Origin of the sequence: Sinorhizobium sp. CCBAU 05631, from assembly GCF_002288505.1 — a bacterium.
GTDB classification, from domain to species: domain Bacteria; phylum Pseudomonadota; class Alphaproteobacteria; order Rhizobiales; family Rhizobiaceae; genus Sinorhizobium; species Sinorhizobium fredii_C.
On the sequence record NZ_CP023064.1, the window covers coordinates 121,512 to 138,757 of the forward strand.

At 58.3% G+C, this 17,246-nt stretch carries 12 protein-coding genes; 10 read left to right on the forward strand and 2 right to left on the reverse strand.

Going from position 1 to position 17,246, the window contains the following annotated elements; all coding sequences use genetic code 11:
* Nucleotides 1-2,457, reverse strand: coding sequence for an EAL domain-containing protein (locus SS05631_RS20030; protein WP_037421650.1), 2,457 nt, complete (start codon nucleotides 2,455-2,457; stop codon nucleotides 1-3).
* Nucleotides 2,458-3,586: 1,129 nt separating this feature from the next.
* Here SS05631_RS20030 and SS05631_RS20040 point away from each other — a divergent pair.
* The 9 genes from SS05631_RS20040 (at nucleotide 3,587) to SS05631_RS31975 (ending at nucleotide 14,052) form a co-directional block, all read left to right on the forward strand.
* Entirely contained in the window at nucleotides 3,587-4,090 is a 504-nt protein-coding gene (locus SS05631_RS20040; protein WP_202947948.1) for a dCTP deaminase, read from the forward strand.
* Between the two features lie 106 nt (nucleotides 4,091-4,196).
* Nucleotides 4,197-5,438 (forward strand): MFS transporter, encoded by a 1,242-nt coding sequence (locus SS05631_RS20045; protein WP_037421653.1) that lies wholly within the window; start codon nucleotides 4,197-4,199, stop codon nucleotides 5,436-5,438.
* A 555-nt stretch (nucleotides 5,439-5,993) separates the two neighbouring features.
* A complete protein-coding gene (locus SS05631_RS20050; RefSeq protein ID WP_037421656.1) occupies nucleotides 5,994-6,425 on the forward strand; it encodes a CHRD domain-containing protein in 432 nt (143 codons plus the stop codon).
* Nucleotides 6,426-7,836: 1,411 nt separating this feature from the next.
* Nucleotides 7,837-8,028 (forward strand): CsbD family protein, encoded by a 192-nt coding sequence (locus SS05631_RS20055; RefSeq protein WP_037421659.1) that lies wholly within the window; start codon nucleotides 7,837-7,839, stop codon nucleotides 8,026-8,028.
* Between the two features lie 652 nt (nucleotides 8,029-8,680).
* A complete protein-coding gene (locus tag SS05631_RS20060) occupies nucleotides 8,681-9,253 on the forward strand; it encodes a DUF4157 domain-containing protein (protein WP_037421662.1) in 573 nt (190 codons plus the stop codon).
* 407 nt (nucleotides 9,254-9,660) lie between these two features.
* Nucleotides 9,661-11,205, forward strand: coding sequence for an MFS transporter (locus SS05631_RS20065; RefSeq protein WP_037421665.1), 1,545 nt, complete (start codon nucleotides 9,661-9,663; stop codon nucleotides 11,203-11,205).
* A gap of 340 nt (nucleotides 11,206-11,545) precedes the next feature.
* On the forward strand, nucleotides 11,546-12,334 hold the full coding sequence (locus SS05631_RS20070) for an alpha/beta hydrolase (RefSeq protein WP_037421668.1): 789 nt from the start codon (nucleotides 11,546-11,548) through the stop codon (nucleotides 12,332-12,334).
* A 31-nt stretch (nucleotides 12,335-12,365) separates the two neighbouring features.
* Nucleotides 12,366-13,541 (forward strand): PAS domain-containing sensor histidine kinase, encoded by a 1,176-nt coding sequence (locus tag SS05631_RS20075; RefSeq protein ID WP_037421670.1) that lies wholly within the window; start codon nucleotides 12,366-12,368, stop codon nucleotides 13,539-13,541.
* A gap of 316 nt (nucleotides 13,542-13,857) precedes the next feature.
* Nucleotides 13,858-14,052, forward strand: coding sequence for a hypothetical protein (locus SS05631_RS31975; RefSeq protein ID WP_050988289.1), 195 nt, complete (start codon nucleotides 13,858-13,860; stop codon nucleotides 14,050-14,052).
* 306 nt (nucleotides 14,053-14,358) lie between these two features.
* On the opposite strand, the gene SS05631_RS20085 is transcribed toward SS05631_RS31975, so the two are convergent.
* Nucleotides 14,359-15,165, reverse strand: a complete 807-nt coding sequence (locus SS05631_RS20085) for an SH3 domain-containing protein (RefSeq protein ID WP_095678054.1) — start codon at nucleotides 15,163-15,165, stop codon at nucleotides 14,359-14,361.
* 1,006 nt (nucleotides 15,166-16,171) lie between these two features.
* On the opposite strand from SS05631_RS20085, the gene SS05631_RS20090 reads away from it, so the two are divergent.
* Nucleotides 16,172-17,239, forward strand: a complete 1,068-nt coding sequence (locus SS05631_RS20090; RefSeq protein ID WP_037424483.1) for an ABC transporter substrate-binding protein — start codon at nucleotides 16,172-16,174, stop codon at nucleotides 17,237-17,239.
* The last annotated feature ends 7 nt before the right edge of the window (nucleotides 17,240-17,246 follow it).

Genomic DNA, 17,246 nt, shown 5'->3' on the forward strand with positions numbered 1-17,246 from the left:
TCATCCCTGCTCGGTCGTGAACATCCCGGCGCGGGCGGAATGAGCGAGCTCCAGTGCCTGCGGACCGGGCAGGGGGCGTGCGATCAGGTAACCCTGCGCCTCATCAAAGCCTTCTGCCTTGATCAGGTCGAACTGGTTCTTGCGCTCCACGCCTTCTACCGTCGTTACGATGCCGAGTGAGCGGCCGATCGCGGCAACCGCTCGAACAATTGCCAGGGACTCCCGACCTTCCGGGAGATCGGTGATGAAACTGCGGTCGACCTTGATTTTATCGAACGGAAAGGTTCTGAGATAACCAAGCGAGGAGAAGCCGGTCCCGAAATCGTCAATTGCAATCTTTACGCCGAGTCGTCGGATCGCCTTCAGTGTCTGAAGATTGCCGTCGCAGTCGTCGAGCAACACCGTCTCGGTGATCTCCAGCTGCAGGCGCGAGGCATCCAGGCCCGTCTCATCCAAAATGCTGCACACGCTCGCGGCGAGGCGCCGGTTTCTGAATTGCAGCGGTGAAAGGTTGACAGCCACACCGATATGGGAGGGCCACTTGACCGCTTCGGTACAAGCCTGACGAAGGATCCACTCGCCAAGCGGACCAATCAGGCCGGTTTCCTCGGCAACAGGAATGAACTCGGCCGGCGACACCTGGTCTCTTTGCGGATGTGGCCAGCGCGCCAGCGCCTCAAATGTCGTAATCTCGCCTGTATGAAGGTTGACGAGCGGCTGGTAGTGGACTTCCAGATCGCCGTTTTCGAGCGCCTGTCGCAGTGAAACTCGCATTTGCTGCACCGCCTGCAGATGCGCATCGATTCCAGGCTCATACTGGACATATGTGCCACGCCCGTCGGACTTGGCCCGGTCGAGCGCCACGTCTGCAGCCTTGATCAGTTCGTCGACCGGCTGGCCACTCTTCGGAGCAGCCGCAAGTCCGACAATAACCCCAAGATCGACATGCGTGCCGGCGAGTTCATACGGTACTTCGATGACATCGATCAGCTGCTGGGCCAGCAAACGGGCCTCAGCATCGCTATTGATCCCAACGCGCAAGACGACAAATTCGCCGCCACCCAAGCGACAGAGGATGTCGGATTGCCTAAGACAGTTTTGTAGCCGTTCAGCCACACGGCGCAACAGCAGGTCGCCGGTAGCGCGACCATAGGCGTCGTTGACCGCCTTAAAGCCATCGAGGTCAAGGCAGAGAACTGCGATTCTCGTCCCCGGGGCGATCTTGTCCGACAGGCGCTCGAACTCCTCGCGCAGGAACTGACGGTTCGGCAAGCCGGTCAGCGCATCGTGGCGCGCCATGTGATGAATTTGCTTCTGCGCCAGCAATCGCTCCTGTTCCGCGTTACGGCGTTCGGTGATGTCGAGCGCAATGCCGACGAAGCCGAGAAACTTGCCGTCCGTTGCAAAGCGCGGTTGTCCTATGTCGATGATCCAGGCCGAGCCTCCGCCGGCGCGTTTCAGACGATATTCCATCTGGACGGGCTTGCGGCGGTGGAAGGCCTCGTAAAAGGCTCGATCGACAGCGTTCCGGTCATCGGGATGGACGGCATTCAACCAGCCTTTTCCGGCCGCCTGTTCGGCGGTCTGGCCGGTCGTCTCGAGCCAGAGCCGGCTGTGGTAGTCGTCTTCGCCGTCTTCGCCAGTCGCCCAGATCATCACCGGCGCGTCGTCGGCGATTGCCCTGAAACGGGCCTCGCTCTCCTTCAGGGCTTCGAACATTTTGCGACGATCATCGATGTTCTCGACTGTGCCGTACCATCGACGGATGCTTCCGTCTTCGGTCCTGCGGGCGGCGGCACGACCGCGGAACCAACTGTAGCCGCCCTCCGCGGCCGCCAGGCGGAACTCGATATCGAGCGGCTCTCCGGTCTTGAGCGATTTCGACCACTCTCGCTGAACGTCGTTCAGGTCGTCGGGGTGCATCGCCTTTGCCCATCCCCCTGCGAGAGCTTCCTTTGCGGCAAAGCCGGTATTTTCCCATCGCGGACCCATCTCCAGAACCTGTCCCGATGGATCTGCCGTCCAAGGCACCTGCGGATGCAGTTCCACAAGCGAGCGATAATGCTCCTGGCTAGCCTGAAGCTCTGCCTCCACTCTTCGCTGTTCGGTGACATCCAGGATCGCCGCGACTATGATCTTTTCGCTCGAGTCCGTTCGCGTCAGCTCGGCTCGGCATGTCCGGATCAAAAGAGACCTCAGCTCTCCTCCCGCTTGGGCGATATCTTCCTCGACCGATCCTCCGGTACAAAGCACGCGCTTATCGATCGCGCGGATCCGATCCGCTTCCGCCGCCGGCCGAATGTCGTAATCCGTGCAGCCGATCAGGTCGCCCGATCTTCGACCAACCAGCGCGCAAGCCGCCTCGTTGAGGAAGCGGAAGCGAAACTGCTCGTCCTTGACAATAATGGGTAGCGGGATTGCGTTGAGGAGGACCTCGAGATCGGCGCCGAAAGTCAAATGCTACTCCGATGATCTCAGTTGCGGTTTCTGATAGCGCCTCACATGACGGTGGCAGAAAGCGCGTTGCCGATATCGGCTCCGCAGCAGCGAGCCGGGATATGATCCGTGTTTCAGAGGCGAAATGGCGCGCACTGGCACCTTTTCAACACCCTAGAGTGGCAGCAGTTAACAAGAAAGTGAGGGCTCGGTCCTGAACGAAGGTGCAAACTTTGCAAATCACATGAGGTTTGCCATGGATTCCGCGCTCGTCGTGATAAGGTGTTGAAGGGCGCCTCTGCCGATAGGCGGCTTTGTTAACCCGTCTTTCGCTCGGGCGAAAACAGGCTTCGAACCTATCCCGGTCACAAAGATGACCGGCCGGAAACAATAGCTGCTCGGCTTGCTCAAGGTGGGATTATGAAAACACCGCGGAAATTCCTGGCCCAACTGACGTCGCGGCGACCGTCGGCGAACGCGCAACAGAGTTCGATCGGGAATAGCGCCGATTCCAAGGCTTTGGAGAGCGAAGCGGAGCATACGCCCGCACTGCGGCTGAGTTTGAGGGTCGCTGCCGGCCCACCTGCTCCTGATGAGGAGGTCTCGATTGATCACGCGTCGATGGCATCGGAGGATAAGGCGAAAGGCGATGACGATGTCGCGCAGGCGCCAAAACAGGCGATTGTTGCTGAAGCGGCTCACACAACTGCGCGTCATCAGGTCGACCATTCAGGTGCCGAAGTGAATTCATTGGTTCCCAGAAGCGCGGCAAGCACAAAGTCGCATGGCAAACCGCGGGTCAAGCGTCGAGAACGTGGTAAGAGCGCCAACGGAGAGTCGACTGCGCAGAGCGCTGTCGCCCCAAAGCCCCATCAAAGCTTGCTGGCCTCGTCTTCACGTGACTTGTTCTTCCATGGGATTGTGAATGACCTCACTGAGAAGTCGATCCGAAACGCTTCGATCCGCAGCCTTTGGAACGAGGTGCCTCAGCGATCAAGAGTGAGATACTTGAGCGCCTCTCTCGCACAGACGGCCTTCGCCTCGGGATGGAACCCTTGCTTGATGACAAGCAGATCGGAGAGATGACTGTCGATCTGAGGCTCGGATACGATTTTCTCGTCTCGATTGTCACCCGGCGGCTCTATATTGTGTGGCCCGCGACGATGAGCGCTTCAGACCGATATCCACCTATTTTCAGCCCACGCGGCGAGAACTCGGTGAACGCTTCATTCTGTATCCGGACCAAGTCGTGCTGACGACGACGTTGGAATACATCGCGTTGCCTAGCGATTTCTATGCGGATGTCCTGACCCGGAGCAGCTACACCCGTCTCGGTATCTCGGTGAGCACAATGGTCCAGCCCGGATTCCGGGGGTGCTTTTCGATCAAGCTATTCAATCACGGCAACAATCCGATCGAGCTCGTCGTCGGTGCGAAGATGTTTCAAATGCGCCTCACGAAGCTATCGGATGGCCTGAGCTACGGCGGATTAGACAAAAAATACTTCGGAAATGTGAGGCCGACTCCGTCGCGCGCGGCAGACGATGACGACGTCCAAAAGCTCAAAGCGATCTCCGAGAGGCAACGACATGTCCCGAGCGAACCGGAAACGCTGATGTCAGCTGAAAAAAAGATGCAACTTCAGACTCGATAGTATGTGGTCGCCGACGGCAACCTCGGCTAGCTTGGCCGCATTTCGCTTGCATGCCCGTGCAAACTGGGTTGAAGGCAGGCCCGGGGCAGCAGATTTGGAAGAGTAGATGAGCGCGCCTAATGACCTTCAAACCGGCGGCGTTGATTCAGGCTATGCTTGGCTACGGCTGGTGCTCACGCTTGTTCTCGGTACTGTTGCCTGCGTCGGCAACTGGTCTGTCGTGGTGGTGCTGCCGACCCTCCAACTCGAATTCGACACACTGCGCGGCGGCGCATCCTTACCCTATACCTCCACGATGCTGGGCTTCGCCTTGGGCGGCGTGGCAATGGGGCGGCTGGCCGACCGGGCAGGCATCGTGGCGCCTGTGCTGATCGGCGCGGCTCTGCTGGGTGTCGGCTATGTGGCTGCGGCCTTCGCCAGCAACATCTTGCAGTTCGCCGCGATTTCCGCCGTGATCGGCCTCGGCTCCGCCGCCGGCTTCTCGCCGTTGATCTCCGATCTTTCCCACTGGTTCCGCAAGCGGCGAGCGCTCGCCGTCACCTTTGCCGCCTCGGGCAGCTATCTTTCCGGTGCGGTGTGGCCACTTGTCATCGAGCATTTCCAGACGACGCAGGGCTGGCGCGCCACCCATATCGGCATCGGGCTGTTCGTCCCCCTGGTGATGGTGCCGATCGGCCTTTTGCTAAGGCGGCGCCTGGAGACCGCCGCCTTCGCGGAGGCGGAGGCTGCGACCGAAGCGGCGCGCAACGAACTCGGCCTCAAACCGAACGTGCTGCAGAGCATTCTTGTCGTCGCGGGTTTTGCCTGCTGCATGGCGATGTCGATGCCGCAGGTCCATCTCGTCGCCTATTGCGGCGATCTCGGTTATGGTGTCGCCGTCGGCACGCAGATCGTTTCGCTGATGCTTGGCCTCGGTGTCGTCAGCCGTCTCGCCTCCGGCGTGGTCGCGGACCGGATCGGGGCTGGCCCAATGCTCATCCTCGGCTCCTCCATGCAAGCCGTGGCGCTGCTTCTCTATATGTTCTTCGACAGCCAATCCTCGTTGTATGTGATTTCCGGTCTGTTCGGGCTGTTCCAAGGTGGCATCGTGCCGATGTATGCGGTGATCATTCGCCAATTCCTCCCGCCACGCGAGGCAGGAATCCGCATCAGCCTGGTGCTGATGGCGACGGTGCTCGGCATGGCCTGCGGAGGTCTTGCCGCTGGCTACATCTTCGACGCGACCGGATCCTACCGCTTGGCCTTCCTGCATGGCTTCCTGTGGAATGTCGTGAACCTCGCACTAGTGAGCGGGCTGATCCTTTGGCCGAAGTTGCGGCAGCGAAGGCGGTTAGCGACAGCGTCGTAAACGTTAGCAACGTCGAAAGGGGTCCAAATCGCCCTTGCGTCTCATGACGGAGATTTTCAATCACTTAGGTGATCCGCTTGACATGCCGTTGGTTCGAATCCCTTCAAGGCGACGGATGCACAGTCGGCTCCCGAAAGGGGCATCGCATCGATCGTCTCGGAAGGGTCGTGAGCGGAAGTCCGACCCTAAGGCCCCAAATGGCCGCTTTACTGAAAAGGCTGACTTCGGCGAAATCTGAACTGAACTATTGTACATCTGAAAGCCAAGCCACAAGTCGGTAAACCGATCGTCTCGATATCGAGAGCACCCCGACATAGGCCCGAAAGCCGCGCTTACACGTAATTTCCTCCCTGTACTCATCGTCCGTCCCATTTCCGCTCGATCTTGCCTCGGCCGCGACCGCACCCATCTTTGTGGGTTTTCGCTCGTGCGCCGTTCCCCACGCTCCGTGACCGTCCCTTGATGATGTCTGGAGAGAGGGTGCCGTGATCGGAACCCAATCCGTTCTCGCGAGTTGAGAGGCAGCCTGCAATACACCTTTTGGGAGGATGCACAATGATATCTATCCGCAAGAATTATCTCCTCAGCGCCCTCGCGGTAATCGCCATCATGGCCGGGAGCCCCGTTTTTGCTGAGACATTGAAATTCACGGCTAATCTGCAAGGATCGAGTGAGGTGCCGTCTAACGACAGCGCCGCCAAGGGTACGGGCGACATTACCCTGGACACAGCCACCAAAAAGCTCACCTGGACTGTGACCTCCAGCGGCCTGACCGGGCAACCCACGGCCGCGCATTTTCATGGTCCGGCCGGTGTGGGCGAGAATGCCGGCCCGGTGGTCGACATCTCCAAAGCCATTGCCTCCGGATCTGCCGAAATCACGGACGCGCACGTAGCGGATCTGCAGGCCGGAAAGTGGTATCTCAACATCCATACCGAAAAATTCCCGGATGGAGAGATCCGCGGGCAAGTGGAAAAAGCACAATAGCAGCGACCTCTGCATTACTCGATGGTTGTCCGCCTCCAAATCGGCGTGCACGGTCCTGGAGTCCGCGTCAGCCAGTTCGCCATCAACGGTGATTCTTTGAGTCGTAGGAGCCAAAGAGTTCGCATGTTGATGCTTCCACCCGGTTAGAACAGGCTCTACCGCAGACGCGGTGTCGCGCAGCGCAAAAGACGGCGAGCAGAAACGCCTGCGCCAGCACCAGGGCATAGGGTGTCGAAGGGGCTGCATCGGACAAATGGCTCCTGTGAACGTGAAGCGGCTGGCATGTCGACGGCACTGGAAGGCCGGCAGAAGCAAACACCTTCGCACGCGCGGACTGTGTCAGCACAAAAGTATGGCGGAGTGTCGCTGATCGCGCACGGATGTGCCCAGGGATAGGTAGATGACATCGCGCGGACGGGCGGCGGCAGGTAGCGCGACTACGGTTCTACGTATTGCCCGCAACGAACGACCCCTCTCCGCGCCTTTCGCGTCGTTGCCGACGTGCAGCGGTGACCGATTCGGGTCGCTTGTTCGTGTTCACTAACGTCGCGGTAGGATGTGGGAAGCGGAATTTAACACTTCCAGCTATTGAATGGCCCAAAATTGTCTGGAACCGCAGGATCAGGGCATGACGCTCAAGATGGAAGGTCAACCATTCCTCTTGCAATTAATAGTGTGGGCTTGTGTCTTTGCATTTCTCGTAAGCTTCGCCGTCGCTCGTTATGCAAACATCATGGCGATCAGGCGACCGGCGGCCTGATCAATCGAGCAGCAGATCAGGACCTTAGTTGGGAGGAACGGCAGGGACGCAAGTCCAGTCGCTTCGGCAGCTTCTTCGTTGCAGAGGAGTTTCGGTCGCTGCGCAGGTTGAGTTACGGCGCTTGGACAGGTGCAGCTTTGTCTTCGGTTCTCTTCTGTTGCTGATCTTTCTGTTTGGTGATCGACGTTCCTCTAGGGTCGAAGGAGCCCTTCTTCACGCGCCCTGTGCGTGCGCGGCTTGTTGCGAGGATGCTCACGTTCTGGGCTAAAAAGATCGCATAATGTATCGAGTGGAACGGCATCGTGAGCGAGTCGCATGCGGTAATACCAAGCCTCACAATAGTCGCGGCAACCGCCAGCCCCTCGGTCCTTTGGCCACCACGCGGAACGAAGTCCTGATCCTCTTCAATCCGATGATGGGCCGGTTGGATTTAGGCTTCCCGAACCCGCAGGCGCAAGTTGGATCGTGGAGCTGACCCCTTCGGATTCCAGGTGAAGGGCGTGGATATCGGTAAAACCCAAGCTTACGGCTGGAGGAGCCTGGTGCTGATGCGTGCCGCCTGATCCAGATCAAATGGGAACAAAGCGCCGAGCCGCTCGTTCGAGCGCCTGTGGGGGCGCAAGTCGCGTCCTCCAAATCGGGAGACCCCGCATGGGCAGTGCAAAGGACAAAGTGGCCGGCAAGGCCAATGAGCTCGCTGGTAAGGCCAAGAAGGCCGCGGGCAAAGCAACCGACAACGGCTCGCTCCGCGCCAAGGGGGCGGCGCAAGAGGCAAAGGGCGGTGCCCAGCAAGCCAAGGGAAAGCTAAAGGACGCAGTTAAAAACGCTGTCGACAAGACCTAAAGCATCCAAGCGCTGTTGATGCGAACCTGTTCCGGTGCCTGACGGAACAGGTTTCTAATATCGTCGTCCCCGCATCAGCGGCGGCTTTGCGTCACCGGAAGAGGCGGAAACCTGCAACTGACGCTCGGAACGCCGGTGTTTCGAATAAACGCGCTCAACAGCGACGGCGCCAACAATACGGCCGCGAGCGCAGACCGTAAAACCACAAACTGAGAGAATCAGCTATAGCACTCGGACGTTCTCAGCTCGCGATTTGCCGCTTGAAGTACAGGTGGTGGAACCGCTGTCGTCGGGTTCTAAAGGGTTCCTTCCGACGGCATGTTGAGAGCAACTACTATGCATCTTTGAGCCCCATTTCTGCTCCGGATCGACTTCCAGCACAACGATTTAGCGTGAACCTCCGTCCAAATTCGCGCGCCGCTCAGCGATGAACGTTTCTGTGTCCTCCTCGGCCAGCAGACGCTCGTCTGCAGCCATATCGCTTTCCCGAAGGGCTGAGATGAGCTTCTCATGGAAGCTCAATCTCCGCCATCCACCGCGTGGTTGAGGCCGGGCCCTCCGCCGTCAGCGACATTCCGATCTTCCGCTTCTTGCCGTCGTTCTGCCATTCTTGCTAAATTAGCCGTTTCTCCAGCTTAGTGGAGGGATTGCTATGTTTACCAAGTTCACACTAGTCGCCGTGATCCTAAGCTATCCTGGCTCCGCTATTGCAGCGTGCGATTCCGACGAGAATTGCTCTAGATGCCTCATTTCCGCGTTTGGAAGCTGCCAACTGACCTATGAGGCTGTGCGGCCCATCGTTGATGCCTATCGCTCTTCTCTCGCGCACCAGGCAACTGGTCGGTGGCAATCTCTTCCTTCCGAGTTTTCTGATCAGATCCGTGGCAAATTTCCCAGCATAGACCTCGATCATGTACGCTACGCTACAAATATCTTTACGGTTCATGGCCAAGCTATAACTATTGGATACCAGATCTATTTCCCCCACGAAATTGATCTGAGAGAACCGGATGGAAAGAGGCTTATGTATCATGAGTTGCAACACGTGGTACAGTACGAGGATCGAGGCGGTGTAGAGCCATTTCTCGTAGAGTACATCGCGAAGGCGATAGGCAAGATAGTGCAGAAACGCAGTTTTAATGTTCACGACGACATCGATCTGGAAGCGGAGGCAAACAAAAAGGCGGACAGTGTGCACTCTGGTGGCTCAGCCTCAAACCTCTGAGGGTATCGATGGTGACAACGACCATGCCGACGCCAATTTGGTTTCAAGCCGAAAGGTCCTTGCCCGAAGATAGCGACGGTATCTTCGCCAGGAAGTGAGACAGGGTTCAATGCGGCCTATGAGGCCCCCGACGCCGCAGGAAATTGCTGCTTACTTCTGAAAGGAAAACTCACGCCGCTTGATCTCACTGTGACGGATTTGTAACCGTCGAGTGCAGCTTGGCGCGATGTAGAGCCAGCATCTCGGGCTCGGCGTCATCCATGATGGGGCACCTTCAGCCGTATCTGATCGGCGACGGCGCGTCATTGTGGCTGGCGTTATTGCGATCGAGCGCTGGTCGTCTTCGCAAATTGATGCTTGCCAACTAACGCGATTCGGGGAAATCTCCGCCGGCCCGGGAGACGACCATGGCCGAGACTATTCACACGCCCGAACAGGCAAGCCGCCGCGAGTGGGTTGGCCTGGGCGTTTTGTCGATCGCATGCCTGATTTACTCGATGGACCTGTCGGTTCTGTTCCTCGCCGTGCCGGCGATCGTCGCGGACCTCGATCCGTCCGCATCGCAACTGCTCTGGATAAACGACATCTATGGCTTCATGGTCGCTGGCTTTCTCGTGACAATGGGAACCCTGGGAGATCGGATCGGCCGTCGGCGGGTCTTGCTGATGGGCGCCTTTGGGTTCGGCGTCGCATCTGCCTTCGCCGCGTTCGCAAACACCGCGGGGCAACTCATTCTGGCAAGGGCTCTGCTTGGTATCGCCGGTGCGACGATCGCGCCGTCCACGCTGTCGCTCATCGTCAATCTCTTCAAAAACGAGGCGGAGCGAAACAGGGCGATCAGCATCTGGGGCACGGCCTTTGCTCTGGGTGGCCTTGTCGGCCCCCTCATCGGCGGAATTCTGCTACAGTACTTCCACTGGGGATCCGTGTTTCTGATCAACGTACCGGTCATGCTCTTGCTTCTGGCCGTCGCCCCGTTTCTGTTGCCGGAATACAGGAATAACGATGCTGGCCGATTGGACCTGCTGAGTGTGGTGCTTTCGCTCGCGACAGTTCTGCCGATCATCTACGGCGTCAAGCATATGGCTGCCGACGGCTTTCAGTTTGCCCAACTCGTACATGTCGGACTGGGGCTTCTGGTGGGCCTTCTGTTTGTTCGGCGCCAGCGGCGCCTCAGCGACCCGTTGGTCGACCTCGCCCTCTTCCGGGTGCCAGCCTTCACGGCATCGCTGATGGTAAACCTCGCCGGTGTTTTCTTCGTCTTTGGCGTCTTTCTGTTTCAGAACCTCTTCCTCCAGCTTGTGCTCAGTCTGTCACCATTAGAGGCTGCACTTTGGTCTGCGCCATCGGCCTTCGTCTTCGCAGTCATGTCCTTTCAAGCCTACCGTTTCACCAACCGCTTCGGACCCGTCAGAACCGTGCTCGGCGGGCTGTTGATCAATGCAGCGGGAGCCGCCGCTATGGCTGTCGCCGCTTACGCCGAGAGCTTGATAGGCATCCTTGGCTCCAGCATGATCATCGGCTTCGGCTTCGTCCCCGTCATTCTCACCACGACCGGCTTGATCGTGGGGACTGCACCGCCCGAACGGGCAGGCTCGGCTTCGGCTATATCGGAGACGAGCGCAGAATTTGGAGGCGCATTGGGAATCGCGGTGCTGGGCAGTTTGGCAACCTTGATCTATCGTATGGCGATGAACGGCGCCGACCTGAGCAGCCTCAATCCCGTGCAAGCCGAGGTCGTTTCTGCGACGCTTGCCGGCGCGGTCGAAACAGCTCAGTCAATGCCAAGTTCAGCTTCAGCTGTCTGGCTGGAGACAGCGAAGAGCGGCTTCTCACTTGGTTTTGCCACATGCTGCGTTGTTGCAACGGTGACGCTCCTTCTTCTCGCAATCATCGCACGGCGGGTATATGCCACAGCCCACATCGATGAGAGCACTTTGTCCCCTCATTGAGGCTCGCGCGTCCCCAACCGATCTATGCGAATGCTCTGACACGGCTGCTCTGATCACTTGCGGCACTCATTCATGTCACGCAGGTTCGGGTCGCCGAAGTTCGTCGTTGACGAACGATGTTCTCGTTCGGTGCTTAAAAGATCGCATAATGCATCGTCTGGAACGCTCTAGGCTGCAGGGCACATGCCGCTGGCCCGCAACCTGAATACGGCCCCTTTGCGATGGAGATAGCCGCTACGCTGAAAGGGCGAGCAGCATCTTGGACATTCTCATTTCCGCACTATCTGCATAGCAGGTGCGCACGTGATCCTGTGCTTTGCGTCATCAGCAAGGAAGTCTCATGTCCATCTGGAAGCGGAACAACGTGATCGTTCGTGGCGGCGGTGAGCGGGCTATGGTGTTTGCTCACGGCTTTGGCTGTGACCAGAACATGTGGCGTTTCGTCACGCCTGCCTTCGAGCAGGATTTTAAAGTGGTCCTATTCGACCATGTTGGCTGCGGTCAGTCCGATCTTAAGGCCTACGATCCAGCGAAGTACTCGGATCTTTCGGGCTATGCCGACGATGTTGTCGAAATTGGCCGCGAGCTGAACGTCGTCCGGGGCATTTTCGTTGGTCACTCAGTTAGCGCGATGATCGGCGCTCTCGCATGGCTGAAGGCTCCGGAACTCTTCGAATCTTTGGTCATGATTGGGCCATCACCGCGCTATATCGATGATGGTGATTACGTCGGAGGCTTTTCCAAGGAACAGATTGAAGAACTGCTTGAGTTCCTGGATGACAATCACATGGGCTGGTCGGCGGCGATGGGTCCGCTGATCATGGGCAATCCCGACCGTCCGGAACTATCAGATGAATTAGTCAATAGCTTTTGCAGCACCGATCCCGAGATAGCAAAGGCATTTGCTCGCGTTACGTTCACCTCTGACAACAGGGCCGACCTTCCCAATGTCATGGCGAGAACGTTAGTAATCCAATGTAAGGAGGACGTCATTGCTCAACAGCGCGTTGGCGAGTACGTTAGGGATATTCTGCCAAAGGCGGAGATTGTCGTCATAGACGCGACAGGTCATTGCCCCAATCTCAGTGCACCGGACAAGGTCATCAGGGCAATTACGGATTTTGTGTGATCGGGAAGACAGAGGCGAGAAAGACGCGCTCATGGAGGACTTAGAAGACCTCTATGAGAATGCTCCGTGCGGCTATCTTTCCTTAGGGGCTGACGGCATCATCATCAAGGTAAACCAGACTCTGTGCCGCTGGTTGGACGCCAACAGCCACGATCTACTCGGCGAGCGCTTTTATGACCTGCTCAGCGTCCCCGGCAAGATCTTTTACGAGACCCATTTCGCTCCACTTTTGCGTATGCAGGGTTTTTTCAACGAAGTGGCTCTTGATCTGGTCAGCCCTGGCGGGAAGCAAATCCCGGTCCTCGTGAATGCCCTCGAACGCCAGGCACCGGACGGAAGCCTTCTGTTTACCCGCGTGACACTGTTCCAAGCTTCGGAGCGGCGTCGGTACGAGCGAGAGCTGCTGGACGCTCGCAATGCGGCTGATAGAGCGAAGCGAGAGTTAGAGCGTCTTAACAGCGGTTTGGAAACGCAACTCGCTGAAGGCGTTACGCAGCTCTTGCAGTTGCAGCGGGGTCTCATTGCCGAGCAGGAGATTGCTCGGCTCCGGGAGCAGTTCGTAGCGATACTCGGCCACGACCTCAGAAATCCCCTGTCATCAATTGTCGCCGGTCTTAACATCCTTTCTAAGGAGCCGCAGAGCGAAAGGGCGCGCCGGGTGCTTGCGCTGATGAGCAACAGCACTGCCCGTATGTTCAGGTTGATCCACGACATGCTGGACTTTGCTCGGTTGAAGAGTGGTGCAGGTATCGCTGTGCAAATCCAGCGTTGCGATCTTTGTCCAGCCCTGGAGCAGGTCATTGAGGAACTTCGGAATGCCTACCCGGGCCGAATGATTGAGAGCTGCCTCTCGTTGCCGGAGCATGTCTATTGCGATAGCGAAAGAATTGCTCAAGTCGTTTCTAACCTTCTTGCAAATGCCCTGAGCCACGGTGCCAAGGACGCGCCCATTCGAGTCGATGCAGTGGTATCGGGAGAAGATCTTACGATTTCTGTCGTCAATAAGGGCCAACCGGTCCGTCAGGACATAAAGGAGCGGCTTTTCCAACCGTTTTTCCGAGGGCAGACCGGAACTCAAGGACTTGGGTTGGGGCTTTATATCTCCCGCGAGATTATCAGTAGCCATAGAGGCAGCTTGGATGTCACGTCCAATCCGAATGAGACGCGATTCTTTTTCAATATTCCCATAAAGCCTGGGGCCTTGTGATCGGCCTCCAGGCGTCCTCATCAGCAATGCTTGCGGTTTGAGGGCAAGAGCGAGCTAATCGCCTCAGCCGCAGTCCCCCGCTCTTCCGCGCGGTCGAGGCTCATGGCTCTCTCTTTTGGGATGGGCTCTTCAGCTGCAATCCGCCTGTGCGCGAATTCACCGAGTTGCCGGAGCGGCCGGACGAAATCTGGGTTGTGCAGATCAACCCGCAGCAGCGTGAATTCGAGCCGCGGTCAAGGCCGGAGATTTCGACCGCCGGAACGACTGTCTGGCAATCCGGCGCTCGGTCAGGAATTGTACTTTATTACGAAAATTAATGAGCTTCTCGCTTCTCGTCGAATCCCTCGGCGAACTTTACAAACCTATCAAGATCCGAGTCGTCGAACTCGAGGGTGACCTGGACTATGCCTCAAAGCTGGACCGCTTCAGCGCGACGATCCAGCGCCTGCTTCGAGACGGCCAGGAACGCGCAGAATGGTCTTTCGACAGTCGATCTTTGTGGCCACGCTAGGAAGCAACGAGGGGCGGAATAGCACCGTCGAGAGACACGGCTCATCACCGGCAGACATGTGAGGTGGCGTCGTCTTCATGAGTGGGCTTGGCGTCGTCTGGAACAGGGACGGTCGCTGCTCGGGGTCATGGCCGGCACCTGTTTCCTGGCCCGCGGCGGTTATACTAGGTCTGCTGAAATGTTATAACTGCCGGTGATTTGCGATATTTCAATGAGATGGAGGCTGCCCCGCTTGGGCCTTGAACGGGTTCCGGATCGCGCAGCCCCGGCCGTCGAGCGGCAGCATCTCTGCCGCACGGGGCCACGTTAGTCCGGGCAATCCGGTTCGCCGGGTTCGCAGACACGTCGCTGCGGTCTGCGGCGGTCATTGTCACCACCCCTGCGGTCACGATTGTCGTCGCCGCGGCGGATGACGCGATCGCCATCATTGCCCCCACGCTCGAAGTTCCGACGGTTGCGATCGCCGCCGCGCAGATCACGGTCAAAGTCCGGCTGCCTGTCGACATCAGGCCTGCGGTTGGGGGCGCGATCGAAATCCGGAAGGCGCTCCGGGCGATCGTCGAGGTCCCGGCGTCTTTCGGGGGGACGACTCAAATCGGGCCTCCGCTGCAATCTCTCGTCGAATTCCGCGGGCGGAGCTGGCCTTGGCTCGAATTCAGGTCTGCGGCTGGGCGATGGTTGCGCACGGCGATCCGGGCCGCGATAGAAGTCCGGTCCGCGGCGCCAGCGATCGCGGTCGCGGTAAAAGTCGCGGTCGCGGTAGTGACGATCCCAATAGCTGCCGAAGCTGAAGACAACGACGGGAATACCGAGCCGGCGATAATATTGAGGCCCGACATAAACGCGGCGCTGTTCATAAAGCGCCTGAATATATCGGCCGTGCACCCAGCCACGGCCGTCGTAGAACTCCACGTCGCACCATGGCACGTCGGCAAGACAACCGTAGATTTCGATGGATTCGCCGGCCGGAATCACAGTGATCGCCGGGTATGCGGTGCTTGGGCCGGCGCGCATGTTGACGTTGGTCGTCGCGAAGCCTTCTGCCGCCTGAGCGATCGCCGGAGTCAACAAGAGCATACCGGTCGCAGCAATCTTCAAAAGGGCGCGTTTCACTTTTTCAACTCCCAGGGAGGCAGGCATCATCCTCGCAACCGGTATCTGGTTTTTTGTCCGGCTGGCATAGTTGGAGTGCCTGCAAGCTTTTGTTAGAACCTCCATCGTCTTGTCTTTCAATGGTTTATAGCGCGTTTTGCATGAACGCAGCTTGAACGGAAGAGGCTGCGCTATAGACCCTGAGAAGTGCCGGAGCGGTTTATCCGGCTGGCGTTGGGGGCGGCCCCGGGCAGACTGTACGCACAGGCTCTCCGAAATATTTCAGCAGTAGCGAAAAGGACCTCTCGCCAGATGCGATGATAGGCGCCCACGAACCGGTCGCCTGCCCTGAAGAGCGCCTCACGTGGAAAGTGACGGTCTCCGCCGCCCATAAGGGCGACGGAACTGCCGGCATCGGCGGCCCCATTTCCTTTGAAGCTGGTGCTCATACGGTCTGGTACACGCATCTGCTTGGCCACAGTTCCTGGGGCTTTTTTGCCTTCTGTTTGTCGCGCCGCTCCATGGGTTGGCCCCGATGTGAAATCCATGCCCAGCCAGTGCCTCCTCGTTCCTCGACGGCGGCATTCCGGCAATGCCTCGCAATGTCGCAAGGTTGAATGACAGTCCAGGAAGCCCGTCGTCGTTTCCTAGGCTATGCTTGATCAAATACGTCCACACGGAGAACAAAAGCCTTGCCTCCGTCAATCTCGATTAACGGGCCACATTCCGTCCCGGCGGTGACTGAAAATCGTTTACATTCTCGCGCGTTGGGGTCAGTCAAACTGCAGAGCCCTATCCGTGGCATAAACCAACGAAGCCCTTCTAGGGAGGCTATTGTCCGAGGTCCTGACCCAGCATTCAGGCGACGCGCGGGGTCGTCGAGCACGCGGACGAAAATTTTTTTCATATCCACTTGCGAAGCGCAGAAATGGGCATACTATCTTTGTCATCCATTATAACGATACAGCGTCCAATATAATGGACATCGGTCGTGCACGACTGCAATCTCAACAAGGGGAACGACGCCATGAAATTCCAAGCTTTGCGCATTCTGTCCTGCCGTCGTACGCTGCTCGTAGGCGCAGCGACTGTCGCTCTCGTCCTTGCCGCCGGTGCCAGCCCGGCCGCCGCGGCGGCAAACTGCATCAAGGGTGACCGCAAGGCGCCATACACGGTCGGGTGGGCAAACATCTATTCCGTGCCGACCTGGATGAAGCAGACCGAGGGCACCATCACAGCCGAGGTCGAAGAGCTGAAGAAATCCGGTCTCGTGAAAGACCTGATGATCACCGACGCGCAGGGCAATGCCCAGACGCAGATCCAGCAGATCCAGTCGATGATCGACGCCAATGTCGATGCCATCATCGTTATCGCCGGTTCGTCGACCGCCCTTGACCGCGTCATTTCCGACGCCTGCGACAAGGGCATCGCCGTCGTGAACTTCGACAGTCTTGTCGATACCGATAAGGTCACCGCCAAGATCAACACCGACTCGAACGAATGGGGTGCCACCGCTGCGAAGTGGATGGTCGATCAGCTGGGCGGCAAGGGCAAGATAATCATCATGAACGGCCCGGCCGGGATTTCCGTCAGCGACGACCGCCGCAAGGGAGCACAGCCGGTGCTCGATGCCAATCCCGGTCTCGAAATCATCACCGAAACCAACACCGAATATAACGCCGCTCCGGCGCAGGAGGCGATGACCAGCCTGCTCTTCGCAAATGCCGAGATCGATGGCGTCCTCTCGCTCGGCGGCGCTCTTTCGGCAGGCGCCGTGATGGCCTTCGATCGCCAGGGGCGCGGACAGGTGCCAACGACCGGTGAGAACGCGCGGCAGTTCCTGGAACTCTGGAAGGAAAAAGGCCTGAAGGGCTGGGCGACGATGCAGCCGAACTGGCTGGGGGCGCTTGCGGTCTATACGGCTGTTCAGGCCTTGGAAGGCAAGGACGTTCCAGCCTTCGTGAAGGTGCCGCTGCCGGTTATTGACGACAGCACTATCGACACCTACCTCGCCCGCGCGGGACAGTTCCCGGCCGATGGCTATATCTATTCCGATTACGACAAAGCCCTCTTCGACAAGCTGCTGGCGCAGTAATCTCACG

Bases quoted from the DNA above. Each gene is read 5' to 3' on its own strand.
- SS05631_RS20055 (WP_037421659.1), top strand. From the start codon at position 7,837: ATGGGCAGTGCAAAGGACAAAGTGGCCGGCAAGGCCAATGAGCTCGCT.
- SS05631_RS20090 (WP_037424483.1), top strand. From the start codon at position 16,172: ATGAAATTCCAAGCTTTGCGCATTCTGTCCTGCCGTCGTACGCTGCTC.
- SS05631_RS20070 (WP_037421668.1), top strand. From the start codon at position 11,546: ATGTCCATCTGGAAGCGGAACAACGTGATCGTTCGTGGCGGCGGTGAG.
- SS05631_RS20045 (WP_037421653.1), top strand. From the start codon at position 4,197: ATGAGCGCGCCTAATGACCTTCAAACCGGCGGCGTTGATTCAGGCTAT.
- SS05631_RS20060 (WP_037421662.1), top strand. From the start codon at position 8,681: ATGTTTACCAAGTTCACACTAGTCGCCGTGATCCTAAGCTATCCTGGC.
- SS05631_RS20050 (WP_037421656.1), top strand. From the start codon at position 5,994: ATGATATCTATCCGCAAGAATTATCTCCTCAGCGCCCTCGCGGTAATC.
- SS05631_RS20065 (WP_037421665.1), top strand. From the start codon at position 9,661: ATGGCCGAGACTATTCACACGCCCGAACAGGCAAGCCGCCGCGAGTGG.
- SS05631_RS20075 (WP_037421670.1), top strand. From the start codon at position 12,366: ATGGAGGACTTAGAAGACCTCTATGAGAATGCTCCGTGCGGCTATCTT.
- SS05631_RS31975 (WP_050988289.1), top strand. From the start codon at position 13,858: ATGAGCTTCTCGCTTCTCGTCGAATCCCTCGGCGAACTTTACAAACCT.